The organism is Paenibacillus sp. FSL E2-8871 (genome assembly GCF_038000345.1).
GTDB lineage: Bacteria > Bacillota > Bacilli > Paenibacillales > Paenibacillaceae > Paenibacillus_AQ.
In genome coordinates, this window is sequence record NZ_JBBOBV010000001.1 from 5,988,786 (window position 1) to 6,007,993 (window position 19,208).

Annotated in this window: 22 protein-coding genes; 20 read left to right on the top strand and 2 right to left on the bottom strand. The window is 44.1% G+C overall.

The window, feature by feature from the left end; genetic code table 11:
• Nucleotide 1 precedes the first annotated feature (1 nt).
• From NYE25_RS26905 to NYE25_RS26940, 8 genes are read left to right on the top strand one after another with little or no spacing between them, the layout of a single operon-like run.
• Nucleotides 2-805, top strand: coding sequence for a type II secretion system F family protein (locus NYE25_RS26905; protein ID WP_445667155.1), 804 nt, complete (start codon nt 2-4; stop codon nt 803-805).
• 10 nt (nt 806-815) lie between these two features.
• Nucleotides 816-1,691, top strand: coding sequence for a type II secretion system F family protein (locus NYE25_RS26910; RefSeq protein ID WP_042185538.1), 876 nt, complete (start codon nt 816-818; stop codon nt 1,689-1,691).
• 13 nt (nt 1,692-1,704) lie between these two features.
• Nucleotides 1,705-1,893: a Flp1 family type IVb pilin gene (locus tag NYE25_RS26915; protein ID WP_042185540.1), complete on the top strand. Its 189-nt coding sequence runs from the start codon at nt 1,705-1,707 to the stop codon at nt 1,891-1,893.
• On the top strand, nt 1,890-2,564 hold the full coding sequence (locus NYE25_RS26920) for a TadE family protein (RefSeq protein WP_339245629.1): 675 nt from the start codon (nt 1,890-1,892) through the stop codon (nt 2,562-2,564). The genes NYE25_RS26915 and NYE25_RS26920 overlap by 4 nt, the downstream gene beginning before the upstream one ends.
• A 60-nt stretch (nt 2,565-2,624) precedes the next feature.
• Nucleotides 2,625-4,883 (top strand): hypothetical protein, encoded by a 2,259-nt coding sequence (locus tag NYE25_RS26925; RefSeq protein WP_341147294.1) that lies wholly within the window; start codon nt 2,625-2,627, stop codon nt 4,881-4,883.
• An 18-nt stretch (nt 4,884-4,901) separates the two neighbouring features.
• Complete coding sequence (locus tag NYE25_RS26930) at nt 4,902-5,894, top strand: TadE/TadG family type IV pilus assembly protein (protein ID WP_341147295.1); 993 nt, start codon at nt 4,902-4,904, stop codon at nt 5,892-5,894.
• Nucleotides 5,895-5,918: 24 nt separating this feature from the next.
• Nucleotides 5,919-6,428, top strand: coding sequence for an A24 family peptidase (locus NYE25_RS26935; RefSeq protein WP_341147296.1), 510 nt, complete (start codon nt 5,919-5,921; stop codon nt 6,426-6,428).
• A gap of 18 nt (nt 6,429-6,446) precedes the next feature.
• On the top strand, nt 6,447-8,102 hold the full coding sequence (locus tag NYE25_RS26940; RefSeq protein ID WP_341147297.1) for a DUF6382 domain-containing protein: 1,656 nt from the start codon (nt 6,447-6,449) through the stop codon (nt 8,100-8,102).
• Nucleotides 8,103-8,130: 28 nt separating this feature from the next.
• On the opposite strand, the gene NYE25_RS26945 is transcribed toward NYE25_RS26940, so the two are convergent.
• Complete coding sequence (locus NYE25_RS26945; protein ID WP_341147298.1) at nt 8,131-9,036, bottom strand: TIGR01777 family oxidoreductase; 906 nt, start codon at nt 9,034-9,036, stop codon at nt 8,131-8,133.
• Nucleotides 9,037-9,076: 40 nt separating this feature from the next.
• Nucleotides 9,077-9,541, bottom strand: coding sequence for a DUF2621 domain-containing protein (locus tag NYE25_RS26950; protein ID WP_042124904.1), 465 nt, complete (start codon nt 9,539-9,541; stop codon nt 9,077-9,079).
• 172 nt (nt 9,542-9,713) lie between these two features.
• On the opposite strand from NYE25_RS26950, the gene NYE25_RS26955 reads away from it, so the two are divergent.
• From NYE25_RS26955 to NYE25_RS27010, 12 genes are all read left to right on the top strand, one after another.
• The gene (locus NYE25_RS26955) at nt 9,714-10,823 is read left to right on the top strand and encodes a deoxyribonuclease IV (protein ID WP_341127367.1); all 1,110 of its coding nucleotides are present in this window, start codon (nt 9,714-9,716) and stop codon (nt 10,821-10,823) included.
• A 65-nt stretch (nt 10,824-10,888) separates the two neighbouring features.
• Complete coding sequence (purU, locus tag NYE25_RS26960) at nt 10,889-11,788, top strand: formyltetrahydrofolate deformylase (protein WP_042193405.1); 900 nt, start codon at nt 10,889-10,891, stop codon at nt 11,786-11,788.
• A gap of 178 nt (nt 11,789-11,966) precedes the next feature.
• The gene (locus tag NYE25_RS26965; protein ID WP_076284068.1) at nt 11,967-12,710 is read left to right on the top strand and encodes a hypothetical protein; all 744 of its coding nucleotides are present in this window, start codon (nt 11,967-11,969) and stop codon (nt 12,708-12,710) included.
• A 12-nt stretch (nt 12,711-12,722) separates the two neighbouring features.
• On the top strand, nt 12,723-13,787 hold the full coding sequence (locus tag NYE25_RS26970) for a hypothetical protein (protein WP_076284069.1): 1,065 nt from the start codon (nt 12,723-12,725) through the stop codon (nt 13,785-13,787).
• Nucleotides 13,784-15,229 carry an ATPase, T2SS/T4P/T4SS family gene (locus tag NYE25_RS26975; RefSeq protein ID WP_076284070.1) on the top strand — a complete coding sequence of 482 codons (1,446 nt, stop codon included), beginning with the start codon at nt 13,784-13,786 and terminating at the stop codon, nt 15,227-15,229. The genes NYE25_RS26970 and NYE25_RS26975 overlap by 4 nt, the downstream gene beginning before the upstream one ends.
• A 12-nt stretch (nt 15,230-15,241) precedes the next feature.
• Nucleotides 15,242-16,291, top strand: a complete 1,050-nt coding sequence (locus NYE25_RS26980) for a hypothetical protein (RefSeq protein WP_076298287.1) — start codon at nt 15,242-15,244, stop codon at nt 16,289-16,291.
• Between the two features lie 11 nt (nt 16,292-16,302).
• On the top strand, nt 16,303-17,172 hold the full coding sequence (locus NYE25_RS26985) for a hypothetical protein (RefSeq protein WP_341147299.1): 870 nt from the start codon (nt 16,303-16,305) through the stop codon (nt 17,170-17,172).
• A 56-nt stretch (nt 17,173-17,228) separates the two neighbouring features.
• On the top strand, nt 17,229-17,438 hold the full coding sequence (locus NYE25_RS26990) for a hypothetical protein (protein ID WP_341147300.1): 210 nt from the start codon (nt 17,229-17,231) through the stop codon (nt 17,436-17,438).
• Nucleotides 17,439-17,445: 7 nt separating this feature from the next.
• A complete protein-coding gene (locus NYE25_RS26995; RefSeq protein ID WP_179085743.1) occupies nt 17,446-17,589 on the top strand; it encodes a hypothetical protein in 144 nt (47 codons plus the stop codon).
• Nucleotides 17,590-17,604: 15 nt separating this feature from the next.
• Nucleotides 17,605-17,985: a hypothetical protein gene (locus NYE25_RS27000; protein WP_076284074.1), complete on the top strand. Its 381-nt coding sequence runs from the start codon at nt 17,605-17,607 to the stop codon at nt 17,983-17,985.
• Nucleotides 17,986-18,005: 20 nt separating this feature from the next.
• Nucleotides 18,006-18,503 (top strand): hypothetical protein, encoded by a 498-nt coding sequence (locus NYE25_RS27005; RefSeq protein WP_341147301.1) that lies wholly within the window; start codon nt 18,006-18,008, stop codon nt 18,501-18,503.
• 35 nt (nt 18,504-18,538) lie between these two features.
• Nucleotides 18,539-19,204 carry a hypothetical protein gene (locus NYE25_RS27010; RefSeq protein ID WP_341147302.1) on the top strand — a complete coding sequence of 222 codons (666 nt, stop codon included), beginning with the start codon at nt 18,539-18,541 and terminating at the stop codon, nt 19,202-19,204.
• Nucleotides 19,205-19,208: the final 4 nt, after the last annotated feature.

Here is a 19,208-nt window from a genome sequence, read left to right on the forward strand (position 1 = left end):
AGTGCTTAAGATTAAGTTTGCTGCTGGAAAACCTAAGAAAGCTGATTCCAGAGGCCATTCATTATTGCCGGAATATACGGTATACGAGTTGACCTTGGTACAGAAAACTCTGGCTATTGCAGTAGGTGGTTTGCTGCTGTTTGGAGTGGGATATCTTTTTTATCATCATTGGATACTGTCGTTACTACTTATGCCAGGTGGGCTGTATGCACCTCGTATGCTGCGTAATTATTTGCTGAAAAGACGCCGGAGTATGCTTAATTTACAGTTTAAACAGACGTTATTTTCATTGTCTTCCTCACTCTCAGCAGGGCGATCTGTCGAGAATGCTTTCCGGGAAGCGGTCCAAGACTTACGTATGCTGGACCCGGAGGGGGGCGGCGATATGATCTCGGAGCTAAATATTATCTGTACGCGCATGGAATACGGTCAGCCAGTGGAGGAAGCGCTTCGGGATTTCAGTGAAAGAGCAGGAATGGAAGATATTGAGCGGTTCGCTGACGTGTTCACTGTATGTAAACGTACAGGCGGCGATCTGGTAGAAGTAGTGCGCCGTACGTCTACGATTATTGGAGAGAAGCTGGATATTCAGCAAGATATTACTGTAAGCATTTCACAGAAGAAATTCGAAGCGAAAGCGCTGTTAATATCTCCACTAATTATGGTGATCTTTATGAGTTTGACTGCAGGAGACTATATGCAGCCCATGTACACAGGAGCGGGTATAGCCATATCGACGCTTGCATTAGTAGCTTTGTTTTTATGTTATCTCTGGACTACTAAAATAATGGACATTCCGCTGTGAAGGGGATGAAATCATGCGATGGCTATGTGCAGTAGTCACTATATTTTTACTTGTTGTCTGGGCTCTGTTACGAATTAAATGCGGAAAAAGATATGACGGATTAAGAGAACTTCCTATGGAAGGATTACGACTTCGGAAGCTGGGTGAACCGCTGTTGCTGCTCATTGAGAAAACCGGCATTGTCAGTCGTTTTCCATCGTTGATGTTCAGGATTCAACGTTCCCTGCAGCGAAGTTATGGGATGCGTTACAGTGCAGAACGAACCCTGTTGTTCATGGGTGAGATGCTTAGCTACAGTTGGTTGCTGCTTGTGGGTGGAAGTTTGATCACAGGGTTTAGCGGCGATCAGACAGGTCTGATTCTAGGTTTTTTCTTGGCGGTAGCTCTACCAGCTGCTATGGTGAGTGATTTACATAAAAAGGTGAGGGTGAGAGAGCAGAATATTATGCTTGAGCTACCAGAACTTCTGAACAGCATTGTATTGCTGGTAGGAGCAGGTGAGACCGTACAACGGGCGATTATCCGCTGTGTGGAGAGCCACCGAGGTGATGTTAATCATCCATTGTATAAGGAGCTTAGAATCATGACCAGTGAATGGGAAGGAGGGTATTCATTTCAGCAGGCATTCGAGAATTTTAGCAAGAGATGTGCAGTGCAGGAGGTATCGTTGTTCACGACGACGGTTCTTCTGAATTATCGCAGAGGTGGAGCGGATTTTGTGTTATCGCTACGCGATCTCTCGCGGATGCTGTGGGATAAACGGAAAGCTATCAGCCGAACGCGAGGGGAGCAAGCTTCCTCTAAACTAGTCTTTCCGATGGTAGTTATCTTTTTAATAGTAATTGTACTGGTGGGAACGCCAGCATTCATGATGTTAAAAATGTAGGAGGGTGAAACTAATGATGACGACAATGTTGGGTAGCGTGAAGAATTTTTGGAAGGACGAGGAAGGCCTGGGGACACTGGAAATGATTCTGATTATTGCAGTGCTGATTGCGGTCGTTCTTTTGTTTAAGGACAAAATTCAGGAAGTAGTGGAGGCTTTGATTAAAACTGCAGGAGAAAAGAGCCAGGAAGTATTCGAGTGAAAAAGCTTAAGGACGATCGAGGCAGCTTTACTATTGAAGCTTCAATTCTGCTACCAATGGTCATGTGTATTACAATGCTTCTTCTGTTCTTCTGTTTGTATAGCTACCAGAAATCTATGCTCCTGCAAGTGGCCTCAGGGGCTACTGAGCGTGCGGCTTACAATTGGGACAACAGCCACAAAGAGGTTTCTGGCTCCTATGCTGCAGGTGAGTATGACTCCCTTTATTGGAGAATTGGAGACGATGCTTTGCTAGCCTCTTTATTCGGCGGAGAAGCTGGAAGTGATGGCGCGACAATAGAGCTACCTGGTGAAGTGTCAGAGGAAAGTGATCTACCAGTGCTTAAACTCAGACATTCGTCCTCTATGATTCCGAATAATATGCCGGGAAATTTGAACTACGCATATTCACTTGCAGGACGGAAAGTAAGTGCTGAATTAAATCGTCTACTGCACTTACCTGTACTTGATGAAGTTTTGTCTGATGAGGCAAAGCCAACTGTAAAAACTCAATCTATCATCGCTGAGCCTGTTGAGTTTATCCGTACGGTCGACCTGATGCGTTACTTCGGGGCTAAGTTCAAGGGAGGTTCAGAGGGTACTAGCGGGTCTGGAGTCCACATGGAGAAGAAGGATGCATCCGCGATGATGACCAAGCTTCAGGATAAGTGAATATTTCCTTACTAATGGATCTTGTATCTATTGAAGGTAGGGATAAGGAGGGAGGTTTTGATGAGGAGCATCTTTACCAGTTTCCTTGTTAGCGGTAAGAGTCGAAAGAAACAGAGGCAGGGTAAGGGCAAAACGGAAGGTTCAGTCTCAATTTTTTTAATTATGGTGCTGGCTTTCGTCTTTCTGTTTACCGCTGTGCTGATTGACTATGCGCGGATTGCTGCCTTCAATGTTCAGGAGGAACGTTTAGCGAGGGCTAGCGTTCGCTCTGTAATGTCATCTTACGATGTTGAGCTACGAGAAAAGTATGGTTTATTTGCCTTTGGAGAGAGTGACGGGGATATGCTGCTTTCTCAGGTACTCAATGATAATATGCATAAAAGTGGTAGGAGTGACGCGTTCAATCTTGTACCCTTCGCTTTGGAATCGTCGTCTTTGAAATGGAGCAGACCGCTGGGTAGCTATGATGTTGTGAGTCGACAAATACTGGAGGAAATGAAGTATAAGGCTCCGGTGGATTTTGCTTTGGAATTGGCAGGTAAATTCAAGCCGATGTCAGGAGTAATGGCAGAGGCCTCACGGGCTACTGAACTACTCAGTAAGCTGCAGCCGTTATATGACGAGCGAGAAGAGGCTTTGGATCTTATGTTAGAGCAGAGAAGCCTGGCTGCGGAGAGTGGAAGAAGGTTACTTCAATGGATTATGAATCCGCCTGAAGAGTCCATTTCTGCCAGTTCACTCGGAAGTATGCAATCGGCGGCGGATATTCCTGCACAGTATAGTGACTATCTTGGGAAATATTACGATGATCTTTATCGTGATAGTAAAAAGCCTGCAAAGTACACTTATCAATTGTCTCTCTACCGGAGTCGAACTACTGAAATGTTATCGCGGCTTCCTGCCTTATTAACAGCTTTTCGTGAAGATCATGAAAGAACAATGGAGGGAGCGAATAAAGCGTTAAAGAAGGCAGAGCAATTGAATGACGAGATGAGAAATATATTGGAACAGTCACGAATGGAGGGGGTGGATCTATCAAATGATCCTGCTAATGACTGGGATATTCCGGCGAGCTCAGGAGAGATAAGCTCAGACCCGCTTAAAAAGCTGCGTGAGCAGGAAGATGCACTGATTCTCTCCTCAACTGATCTAAGTCAGATGGAGAATAGTATATCTATGCAGCAAAGTTCTTACGAGGCCATTGAACCTATCGTAACAGGAATGTCGGGTGTGCTGTATGAAGCTTTGAGTGAATATGGTGACTCCTATCAAATGATCTCTTCTGTTCTTGAAGCTTCACGCGTAGTGAATAACTATCTACAGAATTACGGTAAGAAGGGAAGTATTATCGTTAGTGATTTGGCTTTAATCGAACAGCACCGTAGCTCAGATAAAGAGCGTAAGCAATTGGAGAGAGAAGCAAAATCGAAGCTGGGTGAAGCGAAAGCATTGCTTGATAAGATTCGAATGATGGGTAACGGAGTGACAGATTCTCTGAAAAGCTATCAAACACTTCGTCAATATTACGAGGAGAATATTGCGTTTAATAAGGAATTAGTATCAGATCCACTTGTTAAATCTGAAGTAAGCACTAACCCGTATACTGCTGGGAGTTCGGCGATGGAGGATATGGACGGAATCTATGCAACGATGGGTGGCATTATGGGAGGGGCTAGAGATAGACTTTTTCAAACGGAGTATTCTGCTCTCTATTTTCAACATTTTGATGTTTCCAAGTTAGCTACTCTAGCACAAGGTTCTGAGGGCACAGCCGAACTTACAGACCAGCTTAATCCTCAAGCGCAAGAGCTGGAATACATTCTTTATGGATTTCATAATCCCGCTGGAAATGTAGCCGCAGCGTATGCTGAAATATTTGCCATGCGGCTGTCTATTCGAACGATGGAAGGTTTTATTGAGAAGGCAAGTTTAGGAAACCCATTGGCTGTTCTGGCCGCAGCACTGTTGTATGGGATCCAGCAAGCTATTCAGGATATGTTGTTACTCTGTGAGAAAGATTCCATACCACTGTCTAAATATTTACCGGCCCAGCTGACTTATCGTGATCATTTGCGTCTGTTCATGATGCTGCATGGAGGCGGGAATGTTCAATTATCTCGGATGCTGGCTCTCATTCGACTGAACACAGGAATAAATCCAGATGAAAGAAGTACGTATGTCTCATCGAATATTAAGCTTGGAATGCGACTATGGTTTCTACCGGGTATTGTGAAGCTATTGGATTATAGCGCTGGGTATTCTGGAGAAGTGCAAGGCAGTACATATATGAGAGCAGTGCAGGCTGATTTTTCATACTAGCAGGAGGTTGGTAAGGATATGGGGGACGGGTACCGGATTAGGAGGAAGACGCAGGAAGAAGGCAGCATGGTAGTAGAAGCGGCGATGGTACTTCCGATCTTCCTACTGTTTGTTTTGTTCCTAATTTCTATCGTACAGATGACCTTGTATTCAACAGCCTTACAAAGCACAGCATCTGATACTGTGAAATCTATTTCAACGCATATGTACCCGGCAGCTTTGGCTGTGCAGAAATGGGGAGCAACAAGCGAAGCTGGCGCTAATCCAGTGAAGGATGGCACCGACCTATCCGCTGGCAATCAAGCCGAATCGAATTGGACGATTCCTCGCTTGTCACTTACAGATTGGGGCAGTAGTTATGCAATGTCATTACCTAAGCCGCTGAATGAGTGGGTCATGTCAGCTTTAGAGAAGGGCGAGGGACCTCTGCAGAAGCTACAGGCTGAGACCTCAGAAAGTGTACTGGATCTAGCGATAAAACCCCTATTAAAGCCGTATCTGTCATCAGACTTACTGGATTATGATCGAATTCATGTATCCAACATTATCGTGCCTGAGTTAAAGAATGGTACCCGACCTTACTTTGGATTGGTGGTTAGCTATGAGCTGCCGATGAAGGTTCCCTTTCTAAACCAACGCATTGTACTTGAGGCAAGTGCTGTTGAACGTCTTTGGATCGGGGATACAGGAGAGGGTACAAATAAGGGCATTGACGGCACTGGTCAACCAGAGGATTTTATTAAGATTTTGGAGAAACCGAATCCAGCTGTAGCCAATAAGCAAGGCAAAGTTCGTGCTAAAATTCCGCCGAATGCTTCCGCTAGCTTATCCGTTTTTTATAAAAGCGGGGGAAGCACTGCTAAATATTTAGGCTGGAAACAAGCGGATGCGGACGGATATATCGAGTGGGAGTGGAAAATTGGTGTGAATACCACACCGGGCTCGTGGCCATTTGTAATTCAGCTCGATGACGGTAGATCTATTGAGGTGATGTTCACAGTAGTGAAATGAGTGAAGGGGAAAGGAGTGTAATCCATGGCGGAGTGGGCCTTCTGGGGATGTCTGCCGTTTCTGGCAGCTGCATTTATTACGGATATAAAGTCGATGAGAATACCAAACTGGATCACTGTCTCAGGCTTGCTTGCTGGTCTGCTTGCTCAAGCGCTGATGAACGGCTGGGATGGACTGCTTAAGGCTGGTGTGGGTGCCGCTGCAGGATTTGCAGTGCTTCTAATTATGCATTTGATAGGGGCGGTTGGTGCAGGGGATGTTAAGCTTTTTGCCGGGATTGGGGCGTGGACAGGAATGCTATTTACATTGCAGGTCGTGATGTACTCCGTACTGTTTGGGGCCTTGATAGGCTGGCTAATTGTCTTAAAGAGACGGGAGACAGGCAGGCGTACGCGTAAGATCTTTAACACAATTTCCGGATTTATATTATTGAAGAGTTCATTCCTATTAAGAAATAAAGATAATGAGCTGTTGAGATTTCCCTTTATGCTGGCTGTAGTCCCTGGTACCATTTGCGCTTATCTTTATTTTTAAAATAGGAGGTGGTGATGCTTGTTGTACGGATTATCCCGTGACTTTATGCAGCAGGACGGTATATATATGATGCTTGGCGAACCAGAAGGGATGCCGGTGGGTAAGCTTAATATGGTTCAAGCTCGTATGCTGATGAACACTGATATTCCTCATCATTTAAGGTTGTTGCTTAGGGAAATTGATTTAAAGGTTACGATGGAATATGCTGTTCTGCGTAAAAAAATGCTCAGTCATTTGCTCAAAAGTGAGAAGTTGAGCATGACCTCATTTTTTGGATTACTTCTGCAAATTGCGCAAGGGATGGAAGATGGCAGGTTATATATGCTTCGGGCGGATCAGTATGCTTTGCATGAAGATTATATTTTTATTGAAGGATCATTGCAGAGTGGTAAGGTATATCTCACCTATATCCCTGTTCAGGGGAATGAGCCTGCTTCTAGGCTGGGAGAGTCCCTCAAATCGCTGATCATGGTGATGATGGCTTCTATCACAGAGCTTACTGGGAGTGGTGTTCAAAGAGTACTGCAATACTGTGGGGAAGAAGAATTTACACCAGCGGGCTTAAAGGGTCTTCTCTCAGAGCTGTTGACAGAGGGCGACTCTAGTAGAGGACAATTCAGTAATAACGCAGAAATGGCATACACATCACCTAAGTTGACAGAAGTACGTCCGGCAGAGCCTGAAAGACGAATGCAAGAGAGAGTAAGGGAACTGTTTGTGAATGAGGTACCTGCTCCCCAGAAAAAAATGAGTGAGCGGAACGAGGATAAGGGTCTGCGTACGCAGCAGAATTCAGCTCCGTGGTTAAATAGCTATTCCAGTCCGAATCTTAGGGTGAAAGAAGAGGAAAGGTCTCTTCGGTCTACAGACGATAATAAGTTGACGAATTCACAACCCTCAAGCTCAAGAACCTATATTATTCTAGGTTTCTTATTGGGTGATGCATTATTATGGAAATTCCTATATTTGAATAACCCAAAACCGTTATGGCTAGCCGTTTGTGGGATCGCAACGATTGCCTTGGCTACTTTTAGCTGGATGGTATGGAGCGAAAGAATTAGGTTTGGAAGTGACGAAGAAAAGGAACATACGAGTGAGGATTCTGAAGATACAAACCGGAGTCCGAATCGAAGAGAACTGGAGTGGGATTTCGGTAGGAATCCTGTGACCCCTGTGCGTCCAGCAGCATCGATTCCAAAGGGAGATCAGCATCCATCCGACCCTTTATCTAACATTCCGTCTGTGCGATCTGAATCAAGGAAAGAGGAGGATAGTTCTGTAATACCACCAGGTCCAATAGCCCCAACCGCTTTATTATCACGGGAGGAAACACCTGAGCAAGGCAAACGAAATGAGAAGCTAGCTCGAAATGTTCCTTATCTCAAAAGAAGCGATGAGGAAGAGGCAGAGTCGGAAACTATAGCGTTAAACCGAACTAGTTTTATCATTGGCCGATCGGCAGAAGTAGCTCAGTATGTAGAAAGATCAGAAGGAGCTTCAAGAGTACATGCGGAGATATCTAGGAGCCCAAGCGGATACATACTTAAGGATCTCGACTCCAGAAATGGAACGCTTTTTCAAGGCGAAGCCATGATCCCTTACAAAGAGTACCCGCTGTCAGAGGGGACCGTATTTAAAATTGTAAAAGGAAGGTACACATTCCACATGGGATGAAGAGTACAAGCAAAGAATGTTAATTCTGCTATTTTTGGCTTTTCAAATCTTCTAAAGCGGTTTGAAGTGTGGGGAAGGTAAAGATAAAGCCATGTTCTAATGCCGCCGATGGAAGAACGCGTTGTCCTTTGAGCAAGATCTCAGACAATTCACCTACTGCTGTTTTTAACAGGATGGCGGGTAGTGGGAACCAATGCGGCCGTTTGTATACTTTGCCGATCGTTCTACCGAACTCTTCGTTCGTGACCGGATGTGGTGCTGTCGCATTAACAGGTCCGGCGATGGTGGGATTCTGAATACAAAAATCGATTAGACGGACGATATCCGTCAGGTGAATCCAGGATACCCACTGGTTTCCCGCGCCGATATTACCACCAAAGCCCAGTAAAGAAGGTAGCTTCATTTTTGGGAAAGCACCGCTTTCATTGCCGAGCACAACCCCAGTACGCAACTTGATCATACGGATATTCTTGTATGCTTCATCAGTAGCCTCTTCCCAGGTCTTAACCACTTCTGAAGGGAAGTCCATGACATGGGCTGGTGATGATTCACTAAAGGTATCTTGCAAAGAGGTTCCGTAAATAGCTACAGCGGACGCCTGAATGACTACAGAAGGTTTGTGTTTCAAACGGTCGAGTAGCTTAGCAGCAGCGGAAACGGTTGCAAGACGGGATTGCATGATTGCCTTTTTACCACTTGGACTCCAACGCTGGCTAAGAGAAGCACCAGCGAGATTGACCAAGGCATCCGCATTTTCTATAGGCACTTGATCGTTGTTAAGGCTGTCCCATGTGTGGTAACTCAGCTTAGGATGATAAGGTGCAGCCTTAGGTAGATTGCGACCGACGATTGCAACTTCATTGCCTGCTAGTAGCCAGTATTTTGCTAGTTCGCTGCCAATAAAACCGGTGCCGCCACATATCACATATTTCATAAGGTGGGCCTCCGTTCTGAACGCGACATTTGATTAGCAATCACTTAAACAAATGCTGGTAAGCAGAGTAGTCGATTTTATTCTTTTCGAGAAAATTGACGAGGAAACGATTGTCACGCCGCGGAGTGGCGACTATGTAACCTTTAATGCAGTGATCACGAGTAACCTCTTTTGCATTACTTTCCACAGCGATCTTACCGATCTCGGCAGCAATGGAATGTTTGGCGATATCGCGAAAAGGGCTGGGCACAGGCTGAACAAGCTGGTCTAAGAAAGCTTTTGATTCATCACTCCAGAGTGAACGGCTACGTTCTACCCAGTAATTTTGCCAGTCCAGCTTTGATTTTCCATCAGCTTTTGGCAACACCTTTAGGAATTTCCGGAACATAAAAAAACCGCCGATACACATGGAACCCAGCAGCATAAATGTCCAGAAAGCGATAGAGTTCATGAACCAATTGCTCGGTGTTGCGGATAATAAACCAAGTCCTGATTGGATAGACATGCATACACCACCTTTTGGCAATGAGTATTCTCACATAATTTAATCTCATATTAAAGTATAGCTTATTTCCAAAGTTTTGCGAAGCAGAACCCAGCATATTGACCTTGTCTAGATTTATTTTTCTGATCACGGTAGAATAGGGGGTAATTCGTGAAGGAAAGAGGGAAGAAGTATGCTGAAAATAGGTTCACACGTGTCTTGCTCGGACAAGGGTCTTTTGACCGCAGCAAATGAAGCAAATGAGTATGGTTCCAGCTCATTTATGATATATACAGGAGCGCCACAGAACACGCGCCGCAAGCCGATTGATGCCATGTATCCGGTTGAAGGAAAGCAAGCAATGAAAGAAAACGGTGTGGAGGAGATTGTAGTCCACGCACCTTACATTATTAATCTCGCTTCCTATAAAGAGAACACGTATCAGTTGGCCGTTGATTTCTTACAAGAGGAAATTCGCCGTACGCATGCGCTTGAGGTCAAGCATATCGTATTACATCCGGGTGCATTCACTGATAAGGATGCAGAATACGGCATTCAGCGGATTGCAGATGGCCTTAATGAGGTTCTTGGGGGAACTAATGAAACGGAAGTTCATATCGCCCTAGAAACTATGGCTGGTAAGGGAACAGAGATCGGGCGCAGCTTCGAGGAGATTGCTTCTATTATTGATAAGGTTGAACATAACGAGCGTTTGTCCGTATGTCTTGATACTTGTCACATTCATGATGCTGGCTATGATATCGTTAATGATTTGGATGGCGTTCTTAACAAGTTTGATGAGATTATCGGCTTGAATCGTCTTGGGGTTATCCATATCAATGACAGCAAAAATCCATGTGGAGCAGGTAAAGACCGTCACACTCCAATTGGTTCGGGTTGGATCGGTTTTGATACGATTAACAAAATCGTCCATCATGAGAAATTGACAGGTCTGCCATTCATTCTTGAGACGCCATGGGTTGGTAAAGATGCGAAGAAACAGCGTCCGATGTATGAGGTAGAGATTGCTTTGCTCCGTGGTAACGTAGCGGAACGATTTGGACCGGAGTTTATAGAGGATGTTGAAAAACTGCGTGAGTTTTTTGCTAATAAGGAGATCGATTCCCGTCAATTTGTGCTTAATGTCTGGGAGATGCTGAAGAACGATGCCAAGGCTAAAAAAGCTGATCCACGTGAACCGCTGGAGCGTCTATTTGATGAAGTCATCGCTGCCGAGCTGTTCCCGCAATTGAGCGAGGAAGCCATTAATCATCGCTTGATTGCATGGTTAGCAGGCAAGTAAGTGCTCGTTCACGCATAAGTTAGACTTCAGATTGCACATGTAGATGAGAGGATGGGATGAGGATCATGGAATTACACGTAAAAAGAAACAATTCGTCAGGTGTTGAGTCTTATTCCAACCGGGCGCGTATGCTCATTTCTTGTCCTGACGGACCGGGAATCGTGGCGGCTGTATCACACTTTCTGTATCAGCATGGCGCGAATATTGTGCAATCGGATCAGTACACAATGGATCCAGATGGCGGAATGTTCTTCATGAGAGTTGAGTTTGACCTTCCCGAATTAGGAGATCGTCTGGAAGAGATCCGTTCTTTGTTCGGCGGGGTGGCTGAACGTTTCAAGATGAACTGGAAAATTTTCAATGTTCGTCATAAGAAAAGATTAGCCATATTTGTCTCTAAAGAAGACCATTGTCTTGTGGAGCTGCTCTGGCAGTGGCAAGCTGGTGATCTAGAAGCTGACATCGCTCTCGTCGTGAGCAACCATTTGGATATGAAATCGTATGTCGAGTCCTTCGGCATTCCTTTTCACCATATTCCAGTTACAGCTGATACTAAGGCTGAGGCGGAAAAACGTCAGCTTGAGGTCATCGGAGACGACATTGATGTTATAATTCTGGCTCGGTATATGCAGATTATCTCTCCGTCGTTTATTGAGCACTATCGCCACCAAATTATTAATATTCATCACTCCTTCCTGCCGGCCTTTATTGGCGGTAATCCTTACGCTCAAGCGTACCAACGCGGGGTAAAGATTATTGGAGCAACTGCTCACTATGTTACAGAAGAGCTTGATGGTGGCCCGATTATTGAACAGGATGTACAGCGGGTTAGTCACGGTGATGATGTCATCGAGCTGAAGCGGATTGGACGCACCATTGAGCGGGTTGTTCTGGCTCGTGCGGTGAAGTGGCATATCGAAGACCGGATCCTCGTCCATCAAAATAAGACCGTAGTGTTTAAATAAAAGGTTATTTTCCGGTGAGAGCCTATGGTATGAACCTGAGCGCTTTTACCGGAACTCTATAATCTAATAGCTCTCTAAATCTCTACAGGTAAAAAAGCATTTTACCAGCAGCTTGGCTATTTACGCCAAGTTGCTTTTTGTCGTTTTTCAAAACTGTGTTTTTGAGGAGGTGGAAGGCTTGGCTTTACAGCGTAGGCAACTGTTGAAACGCAATTATTTCTTCGCAAGTCTCATTTTGATTACTGGAGTTGGCGGACTGCTGGGCTATGATCTTTATTTCAAGCCCTACGTGCTCTCCCGAACCGTGGTCAAAATTAAGGTGGAAGGCGGGGAGCTTCTTCCCAAAAATTATGAGCTGAAAGCAAGTGATTTGTATCTGGATTCTGTTCAGACCAAGGATATACCTTCCGGTGTAATTACAGAAATTGCACAAGTGGAGCACAAAATTACGAATGTAAATCTGACTAACGGAATTATTTTGACGACATCGCTAGTGGATGTTAGTGATTTGGAGCCACTAGAGGATGAAGGGATTTTTCCTATACCGAAGGAGGCCATCTATGCCATCAATGGTTCACTGCGCAGTCGGGATAAGGTAGATATTTATCTTGTAGAAGCTGATCAAGAGAAACGGAGTGAATCGCTTAGCACAGATAACAAGAAGGAAGGGCAAGAGCTGATAGAGCAAAGTCCACTTAGCGAACCAGCAAAGGAGGTGTTTTTATCTGGAGTCACCGTGAACTATGTGCGAACTGAAGACAATAATGATGTGCTGGATTCAGAAAAGGGAAACAACAATAATCGATTCACTTCGACTGGCAAGGTAGCGACACCAGAGTTGAAGCTGAAGAAAAGCGATGGACAACAGCTAGGACAATTTTTGGAGCAGGGAAAGAAGCTGTGGATCGTACGGGTCGAGTAGGAGGGAAGAGTCTTGAAAATATTTAGTCTAGGCATAGATCAGTTAACCATTAATGATATCAAAAATGCAGGATTTATTGTAATTACACAAAGCGTACTTCCTGATCCATCTCATGCAGAGGGCCATATGCTAATGGTTACCAGTGACCAGATTCAAGCTCAGTCACTTAGCGAACTGCGCCGGAATTATCCGAGCTCAACGATCCTATATGTATATTTGCAAAAGGGAATCAGTGGTTACCAAGCTGTACATATGCTGTGTGAAAGCTTAGAAATCTATTTTATCCCTCCTCGTTCTACCTCGTCAGTGGTGATAGAGAAGATTCGCTTTATTCTAGACGAGGACGGGGAGGAACGAAGTAATCTGGTTGGTTTTTTTGGATCTGGTCCTGGGATCGGCTGCACTAGTGTAGCCAAGCTGTTCGCAAGACGAATTGCCGCGGCAGGCCTTCGTGTTATTGTCCTTGGACTTGATTTATATGATCCCGGATATGACCGCAAAGCGACTATTAGTCTGGATAGGCTTCGATCAAGGCTCACAGGGAAGATGATTCATGATGAGGATTTTGAGCAATTGATTAAGCAAGACGGTTACTCGTATCTCCCAGGCAACTACGATTACTTGAGCGCACAAGATTATCAGGAGGATGAGATTGAATATTTTTTGGCTAGAGCTGGGGCAAATGCAGATGTGGTTATTGCTGACTTTGGCTCTATTCCGGAAAGCGCAGCGTGGTATGTCGGAATGCACAAATCGGCACTGCGTATGATCGTCACTCATCCAAAGCATGAATACAGACTCGAACCTCTTCTAGAGCTTGCTGGGCATATGGATCTACGTCCACATGATTTTCAACTGATTATTAACCGCAGTAATGTGGAAGAAATATCTTCTCCTAAAAATCTAGCGCTTCGCTTTGGGACTGAAATCTTGCTGGAGCTACCGTATTACCAGCCCTTGCAGGAAAGCTTACCTTTAGGCAAAAAAGAGCTGCAGCATGTGGATGATAAGGTACATTCTTTGCTAGTGTCCATGAGCCTGGCGCCAGAAGCTAAAAAGAAAGGTATATTCCTATGAATGGAAATCAACCGAGCCGTCCGTTGTTCTCTCTAAAACAAAGTATCCTACGCATGAGCAAACCGGGCAAGGAAGACTTTTATGCATTTTTACAAAAAATGAAAAACGATATGAACGAAGGGCTGGAACGTGAGGATGATGCTTACTTCGAGTTAAATGCGAAGGCGCTAATTGGAGATCCGCAGGCGGTTAGCTTTTTTATGAATGAGATAGAGAAATACTTGCGGAAGACACCCTTTACGGGAAAGGTTCCAGAAGCATACAGAACGGCTGCAGAAGCGCTCTATCATGAATGGAAGGGTTTTGGTCCGGCGTATCGTTGGTTTACTGATCGTGCATACAGTGAATCAACCGGGCTACAGATGATCGGAAAGCAGATCTTTTATAACCAGAAAGGTGAGTTTGTAGCTTATCCATATGAGATGCCTTCACTAGATCGGGTTGAACAGTTAAAGCGCTCCTTATTAAAAAGTGATCCCAACAAAAAGCTGAACAAGGACAACCCTTCAGTGGAGTTTAAAATGGATGACCCGCTCTGGCCTGGTCGATTTATTAGGCTTGCCATTTGGGTATCCCCGAGAGTATGGGATGGCTTCACCACAATATCGTTACGGCGGCAGGTTGTAGAGTTTCTGAGTCTAGAAGATCAGGCGGGTACAGAATGTATTCCTGCGGAAGCGGTTGAAATGATTCGGGCGTTATCGTCTACCTTTCGCAATACCATTATTGCGGGCGCTGTAGGCTCGGGAAAAACAACCTTTGCAAATACGATCGTCGGTGAGCAACTGCTCGGATCTTCATCCTGTATGGGTGTAGTAATGATAGAAAAGCATCCGGAGTCGATTTTACCTTACCAGATTAAAGGGCACCGAATTATTCCAATCCAGGCTGCGAACGAGGAATTGATGGAGGTAGGGGTAGAATCGCTGCGGCATGACCCCAACATTTTGTATATGACGGAAATGCGGTATAACGAATGGGAATTTTATCTTTGGAGTGGGGAAAAAGGGTATGACGGCATCACCGGAACCTTCCACACCGTTGATTCGGAGGATATTCCTTATCAAGGCGCTTTTGCCGTGTCGACAAGGATTGGCGGGAGCCTTAAGGGGCATTTGATCTCTGCACTGAAATCGTGCGAGCTGGTTTTTATTTTGGAAAGTGTTCCGAACGGGAAGAAGCGGTTAACGCGAATATCGGAAGTCTTTTATGACGAGGAAAAGAACTCTGTATTTGCGAATGATCTGATGCGCTGGGAACCTCAGAAGATGTGTTGGTCCTATAATGACAGGCTGACGAAGAACCTGATTCTGAAGATGACTAGGAAAAATGAGCAGGCAACACAGTTGCTCCAGAAAGAGCTGGGACAGCTTGCAGCAGCAAAACCAATGGATCAGCCTATCAAAGAAAGCTTGAAATCTAAGATCATTCTTAACGAGTGAGGAGGTGAAACCGTGGATTTATTATTGTATATTCTTCGTTTTGTCCTTCATTTGTTAATTGTATGGGGAATTTGGTTGCTCATTAAACCGCTAATCGAACGGCATTTACGACAGGTAGGTCAGAAAGTCGATTTTCGTGTCAAACATAAAATGAGTATTTTTGGCAAAAGAGTTAGCTCGGTAAAAAAAAGGCTGTGGCTCTACCGTCATCTAGATAATCTTTTATATTTCGTACACCGAAAGTATGAGCCGGGAATTAGCGTTATGCGTTTTATGACGCGTACAGCAATAGTGTTTATCGCGGTTTTTCTATCAGGACTACTGACGCTAAGCGAGCTTCCTGGACAATTGAGTTTTAACAATCCTTTTCTGGAAGGGATAACTTTTAACGAAGGGCGTTCGATTCAGGGGGCTTGGAGATTTCCACTTTTTATGGCTGTGATTTCTGCGACGATTCCTTATTTTCGTATGAGATACATCTACGCGCAGAGGAAGGTGCATGGAAGCTATGATTTACTCGATGTAGTCAAAATCTCCACCAAATTCACTCACTTGTCGGTAGATTCCGTTCTCGATCGGACAGCGGATTTTCTTACGGATAAGAATGTGTTGAAGGGGCCTTTGAAGCTGCTAGGGGCTGCGTTTTCCAATTACAGTAATGAGAAGGAGCTTGTTGAGGAAGCCGGGAGATTTTCCAATGCGATTGGTACTACCTTCGCCCTAGAATTTATATCGGATTTGCTCTATGCCGAGAAGGAAGGAACCCGTTATTTAAAAAGCTCACTGATGCTGTTAAACCGTTCTATGGAGCAACAGAGAGAAACGATTTTGACTGTAAAAGCGGGAAGTAGAGATGCGATCAGCCTTGGCTTATACGGGAATCTTTTGGTGCTGGTATCAACGGTTGGAACCTTTATGTACATGCTGAAGCCTGATATCTATTTCCAATTGCAGTTTGAGACTACAGTAGGACTTTCTTTTTTGATGGTGATCGTCTCCGGTCTTTTTATTTCTTTTGTGATCAGCACTATTCTCGCCAGACCTAAACTGGACTACCACTAAGGTGATGAGCTATGGACAGATTGTTACTATTAGTTACTGTAATCGGGATTGTTTATGTCGCATTACTTGTCTTTGTAAGCAGTAGTAGTAAACAGGAAAGATATCTTGTCCGATTAGGACTACGGTGGAATGAGCTTGGGGAACGGGTGCAGGGGGATAGACTTCAGCAATTATTAAATGATTCTGGTTTATCGATTGCGGCCCGTAAAATTACGCTTTTCCGTTACTCTGCAGCGCTGATTTATTTAATAACTCAAGTCGTCAGTGATTTCATTCGTTCTAATTCTTTTTCTATCTATGACCCTCTAATTGCTCTACTTATTCTCGTAATCAGCAGTCCGATACGCTATCTTCCGTTTGGCTGGGTGCTTGCATGGCTTCATCAAAAAACGGTTATTAAAAAAGACGGTGAGCTGATCTCTTTCATCCGTCTATACGAGAATAATCGGCTACGCAAGCGCGGATATGCGCAATTTGGCACTTTTTGCGGGAGTACGGCTGGACATTTTCAATATATACGTCAGGATCTGTACGAGTTGTCAGAACGAGCAGTAGATGAGGGTGTGGAGGGGGCGATTGAATGGTTTTGTGCAAAGTTTCCGGATAATCATAGTTTTATTAATGACATTCGGTCCATTTTGCTGGCTACTGAGGGTATGGATGACGACACAGAAGCGGCGAATTATTTGCGTGAGCAAAGTAAGATTATCTCCAAAATCTCCAGCGATCAGTATTTGAAAAAGTGGTCTTTTATCGGTGATCTATCTACGATCATTAATGTTATCCCATCGATTGCTACTTTTTTGATGATCGTCGCGATGGCGATGCAGTACATTTTACTGATCAAAGGGAATTTTAATGGGGTGGGTATGTTCCAGTGAAAAATAGTATTTTCAATATTATTTAAAAAATATAAAATAAAAGGGAGATTTTAACAATGAAAAAGGACGCTATTTCTACAGGTTTGTTTATTGCTATTGGATTTTTATGTGTGGCCATCGTAATTGCCGTTTTGATTCCTGTAGTTCGAGATGTAATTGATGCTACGGATGATAATAAACCGACGATTCCGGGTGTGACACTTATTCAACCGCTGGATTCCAGCCAAACGGCAACTGCTCGGGTCTTAACCCAACCTTCGGTTTAATTCGATTATGAAAAAAGACTCTATCTCCATAGCAATGTTTCTGGCTATTGGCTTTGTGATCGCAGGGATGTTTATCACAGTAGCTACTAATATCATTGGCAGCAGTCAAGACGATATCATTACACATACTAAGCAAGTAGAGCAATATTAGAAGGAGGCGTTTCTATTGAAGGAGACCGTCCTCCGGGCATTATTCATGTGGCTTGTCCTGTTTATTATCCTGCAGCCCATATTCACCTATATTGATTATCTGCTAGATTTACAGGTCAAAGCTAATACGTCCTACATCACACAAAAAGCTGCAACGGAGGGGATGGTCACAGCGTCTATGCGGAACGAAGTGATTTCAAATCTGAAGGCGATTGGGTTCTCAGAGGGTTCTATAGAAATTACGAGCAGTACAGATACCATTCAAGAACGCAAGCAACGAATTGATGTGTATGTAACAGCACCACGGATAAATTTGTTTCCGTATAACTTTTCCACGGTTTCGCAGCCGACCCGATATTATGGACATGGGTCAATTATGAGTGAATATCTCGATTGATTAAGGGATGAGCCTAATTTATGGATTACATTATTAAGCTGGCATTTGTCCTACTGATCTTTATCTACTCCTGGTTCTTTCATATCCAGAATCAGGAGTGGGACATGCTGCGCAGCATGCTAAAAGATGCAAACAATATCGCTGTTCACGATGCCGCGCAGGAATTAGATGAAACTGAACTCACACGAGGTCGTCTAATTATCGATCCCGCGCTTGCTTACGATACTTTTCAGCATGCCTTGCAGGCGAATCTTGGGCTTGATAATGGCCTTTCTCCCCAAGTAGGCAGCCGTTTTAAGAATCAAGTAAAGATCGTGAAGTTTGATATTGTTGATGATTCCGATGGAGTAACTTTTCCGCTTTTATACGAGGATAGTGAATATGGCATTACCAAATACATAGAGGGTCCCTCGGTTATTGCCGTCATTGAGACGGAACATCCGCTGCTGATCTCCAGAGCCAAAACACAAGAGCCAATCAGAGTACCAGCAGTTCAGGAGTATAAGTTCAATAAGTAGGAAAAATCCAATTGAGACTAGGGAGAGATTTGGAGATGAAGAAGAGAGTTGTAAAGGCGACTTTGGTATCGGCAATGTTATTTAGCGTGGTTTTGGGGCAGGGAGTGGTTGCAAAAGCGGAAACGATTACATCAGTAGTTACGGCTAAGCCAACCACATCCGCGGTACCCACAGCAACCGAGAAACCTATAGCAACGCCAGCACCTATCATGAGAGATAATCTATTTAGATTTGGTCTGAAAAAAGAAGTGGATCTTCCAGTAACAATCAGCGCTGGAGGATTAACGTACACGTTAGAAAAGCTGATGTTTTACGATGTAAAGTCTAAAGAAGCACAGTCTCTAATGAAGATGTATGGTTATTCAGATCGAATTTATAAAACACCTACTAAATATATGGTATGGACTAAACTCACCATTGAAAATAAGGGCAATAAAGTCATTCAATTAAGTTCTAATGATTTGAGTGCAAAATGGTATCTTAAAGTGGATGGTTATAATCTTCTTACACCTTCACCTAAAAAGAAAATGTTAGAGTTGAACAATAAAGAAGCATTGTGGAGTTGGGTGTTGAAACCAGGTGAAAAGCTATCTAGCTATCAGATGTATGGGTATATCAAAGATCCTACAGATATCTCTATATATATGAATATCGGAGGGGAATTTGAAGAAAAATACATTGTTAAACGTCCAGGGGAGTAATTTA

Bases quoted from the DNA above. Each gene is read 5' to 3' on its own strand.
- NYE25_RS26915 (WP_042185540.1), top strand. From the start codon at position 1,705: ATGATGACGACAATGTTGGGTAGCGTGAAGAATTTTTGGAAGGACGAG.
- NYE25_RS26955 (WP_341127367.1), top strand. From the start codon at position 9,714: ATGCTGAAAATAGGTTCACACGTGTCTTGCTCGGACAAGGGTCTTTTG.
- NYE25_RS26995 (WP_179085743.1), top strand. From the start codon at position 17,446: ATGAAAAAAGACTCTATCTCCATAGCAATGTTTCTGGCTATTGGCTTT.
- NYE25_RS26935 (WP_341147296.1), top strand. From the start codon at position 5,919: ATGGCGGAGTGGGCCTTCTGGGGATGTCTGCCGTTTCTGGCAGCTGCA.
- NYE25_RS26990 (WP_341147300.1), top strand. From the start codon at position 17,229: ATGAAAAAGGACGCTATTTCTACAGGTTTGTTTATTGCTATTGGATTT.
- NYE25_RS26945 (WP_341147298.1), bottom strand. From the start codon at position 9,036: ATGAAATATGTGATATGTGGCGGCACCGGTTTTATTGGCAGCGAACTA.
- NYE25_RS26925 (WP_341147294.1), top strand. From the start codon at position 2,625: ATGAGGAGCATCTTTACCAGTTTCCTTGTTAGCGGTAAGAGTCGAAAG.
- NYE25_RS26930 (WP_341147295.1), top strand. From the start codon at position 4,902: ATGGGGGACGGGTACCGGATTAGGAGGAAGACGCAGGAAGAAGGCAGC.
- NYE25_RS27005 (WP_341147301.1), top strand. From the start codon at position 18,006: ATGGATTACATTATTAAGCTGGCATTTGTCCTACTGATCTTTATCTAC.
- NYE25_RS26985 (WP_341147299.1), top strand. From the start codon at position 16,303: ATGGACAGATTGTTACTATTAGTTACTGTAATCGGGATTGTTTATGTC.
- NYE25_RS26950 (WP_042124904.1), bottom strand. From the start codon at position 9,541: ATGTCTATCCAATCAGGACTTGGTTTATTATCCGCAACACCGAGCAAT.
- NYE25_RS26975 (WP_076284070.1), top strand. From the start codon at position 13,784: ATGAATGGAAATCAACCGAGCCGTCCGTTGTTCTCTCTAAAACAAAGT.
- purU (WP_042193405.1), top strand. From the start codon at position 10,889: ATGGAATTACACGTAAAAAGAAACAATTCGTCAGGTGTTGAGTCTTAT.
- NYE25_RS27010 (WP_341147302.1), top strand. From the start codon at position 18,539: ATGAAGAAGAGAGTTGTAAAGGCGACTTTGGTATCGGCAATGTTATTT.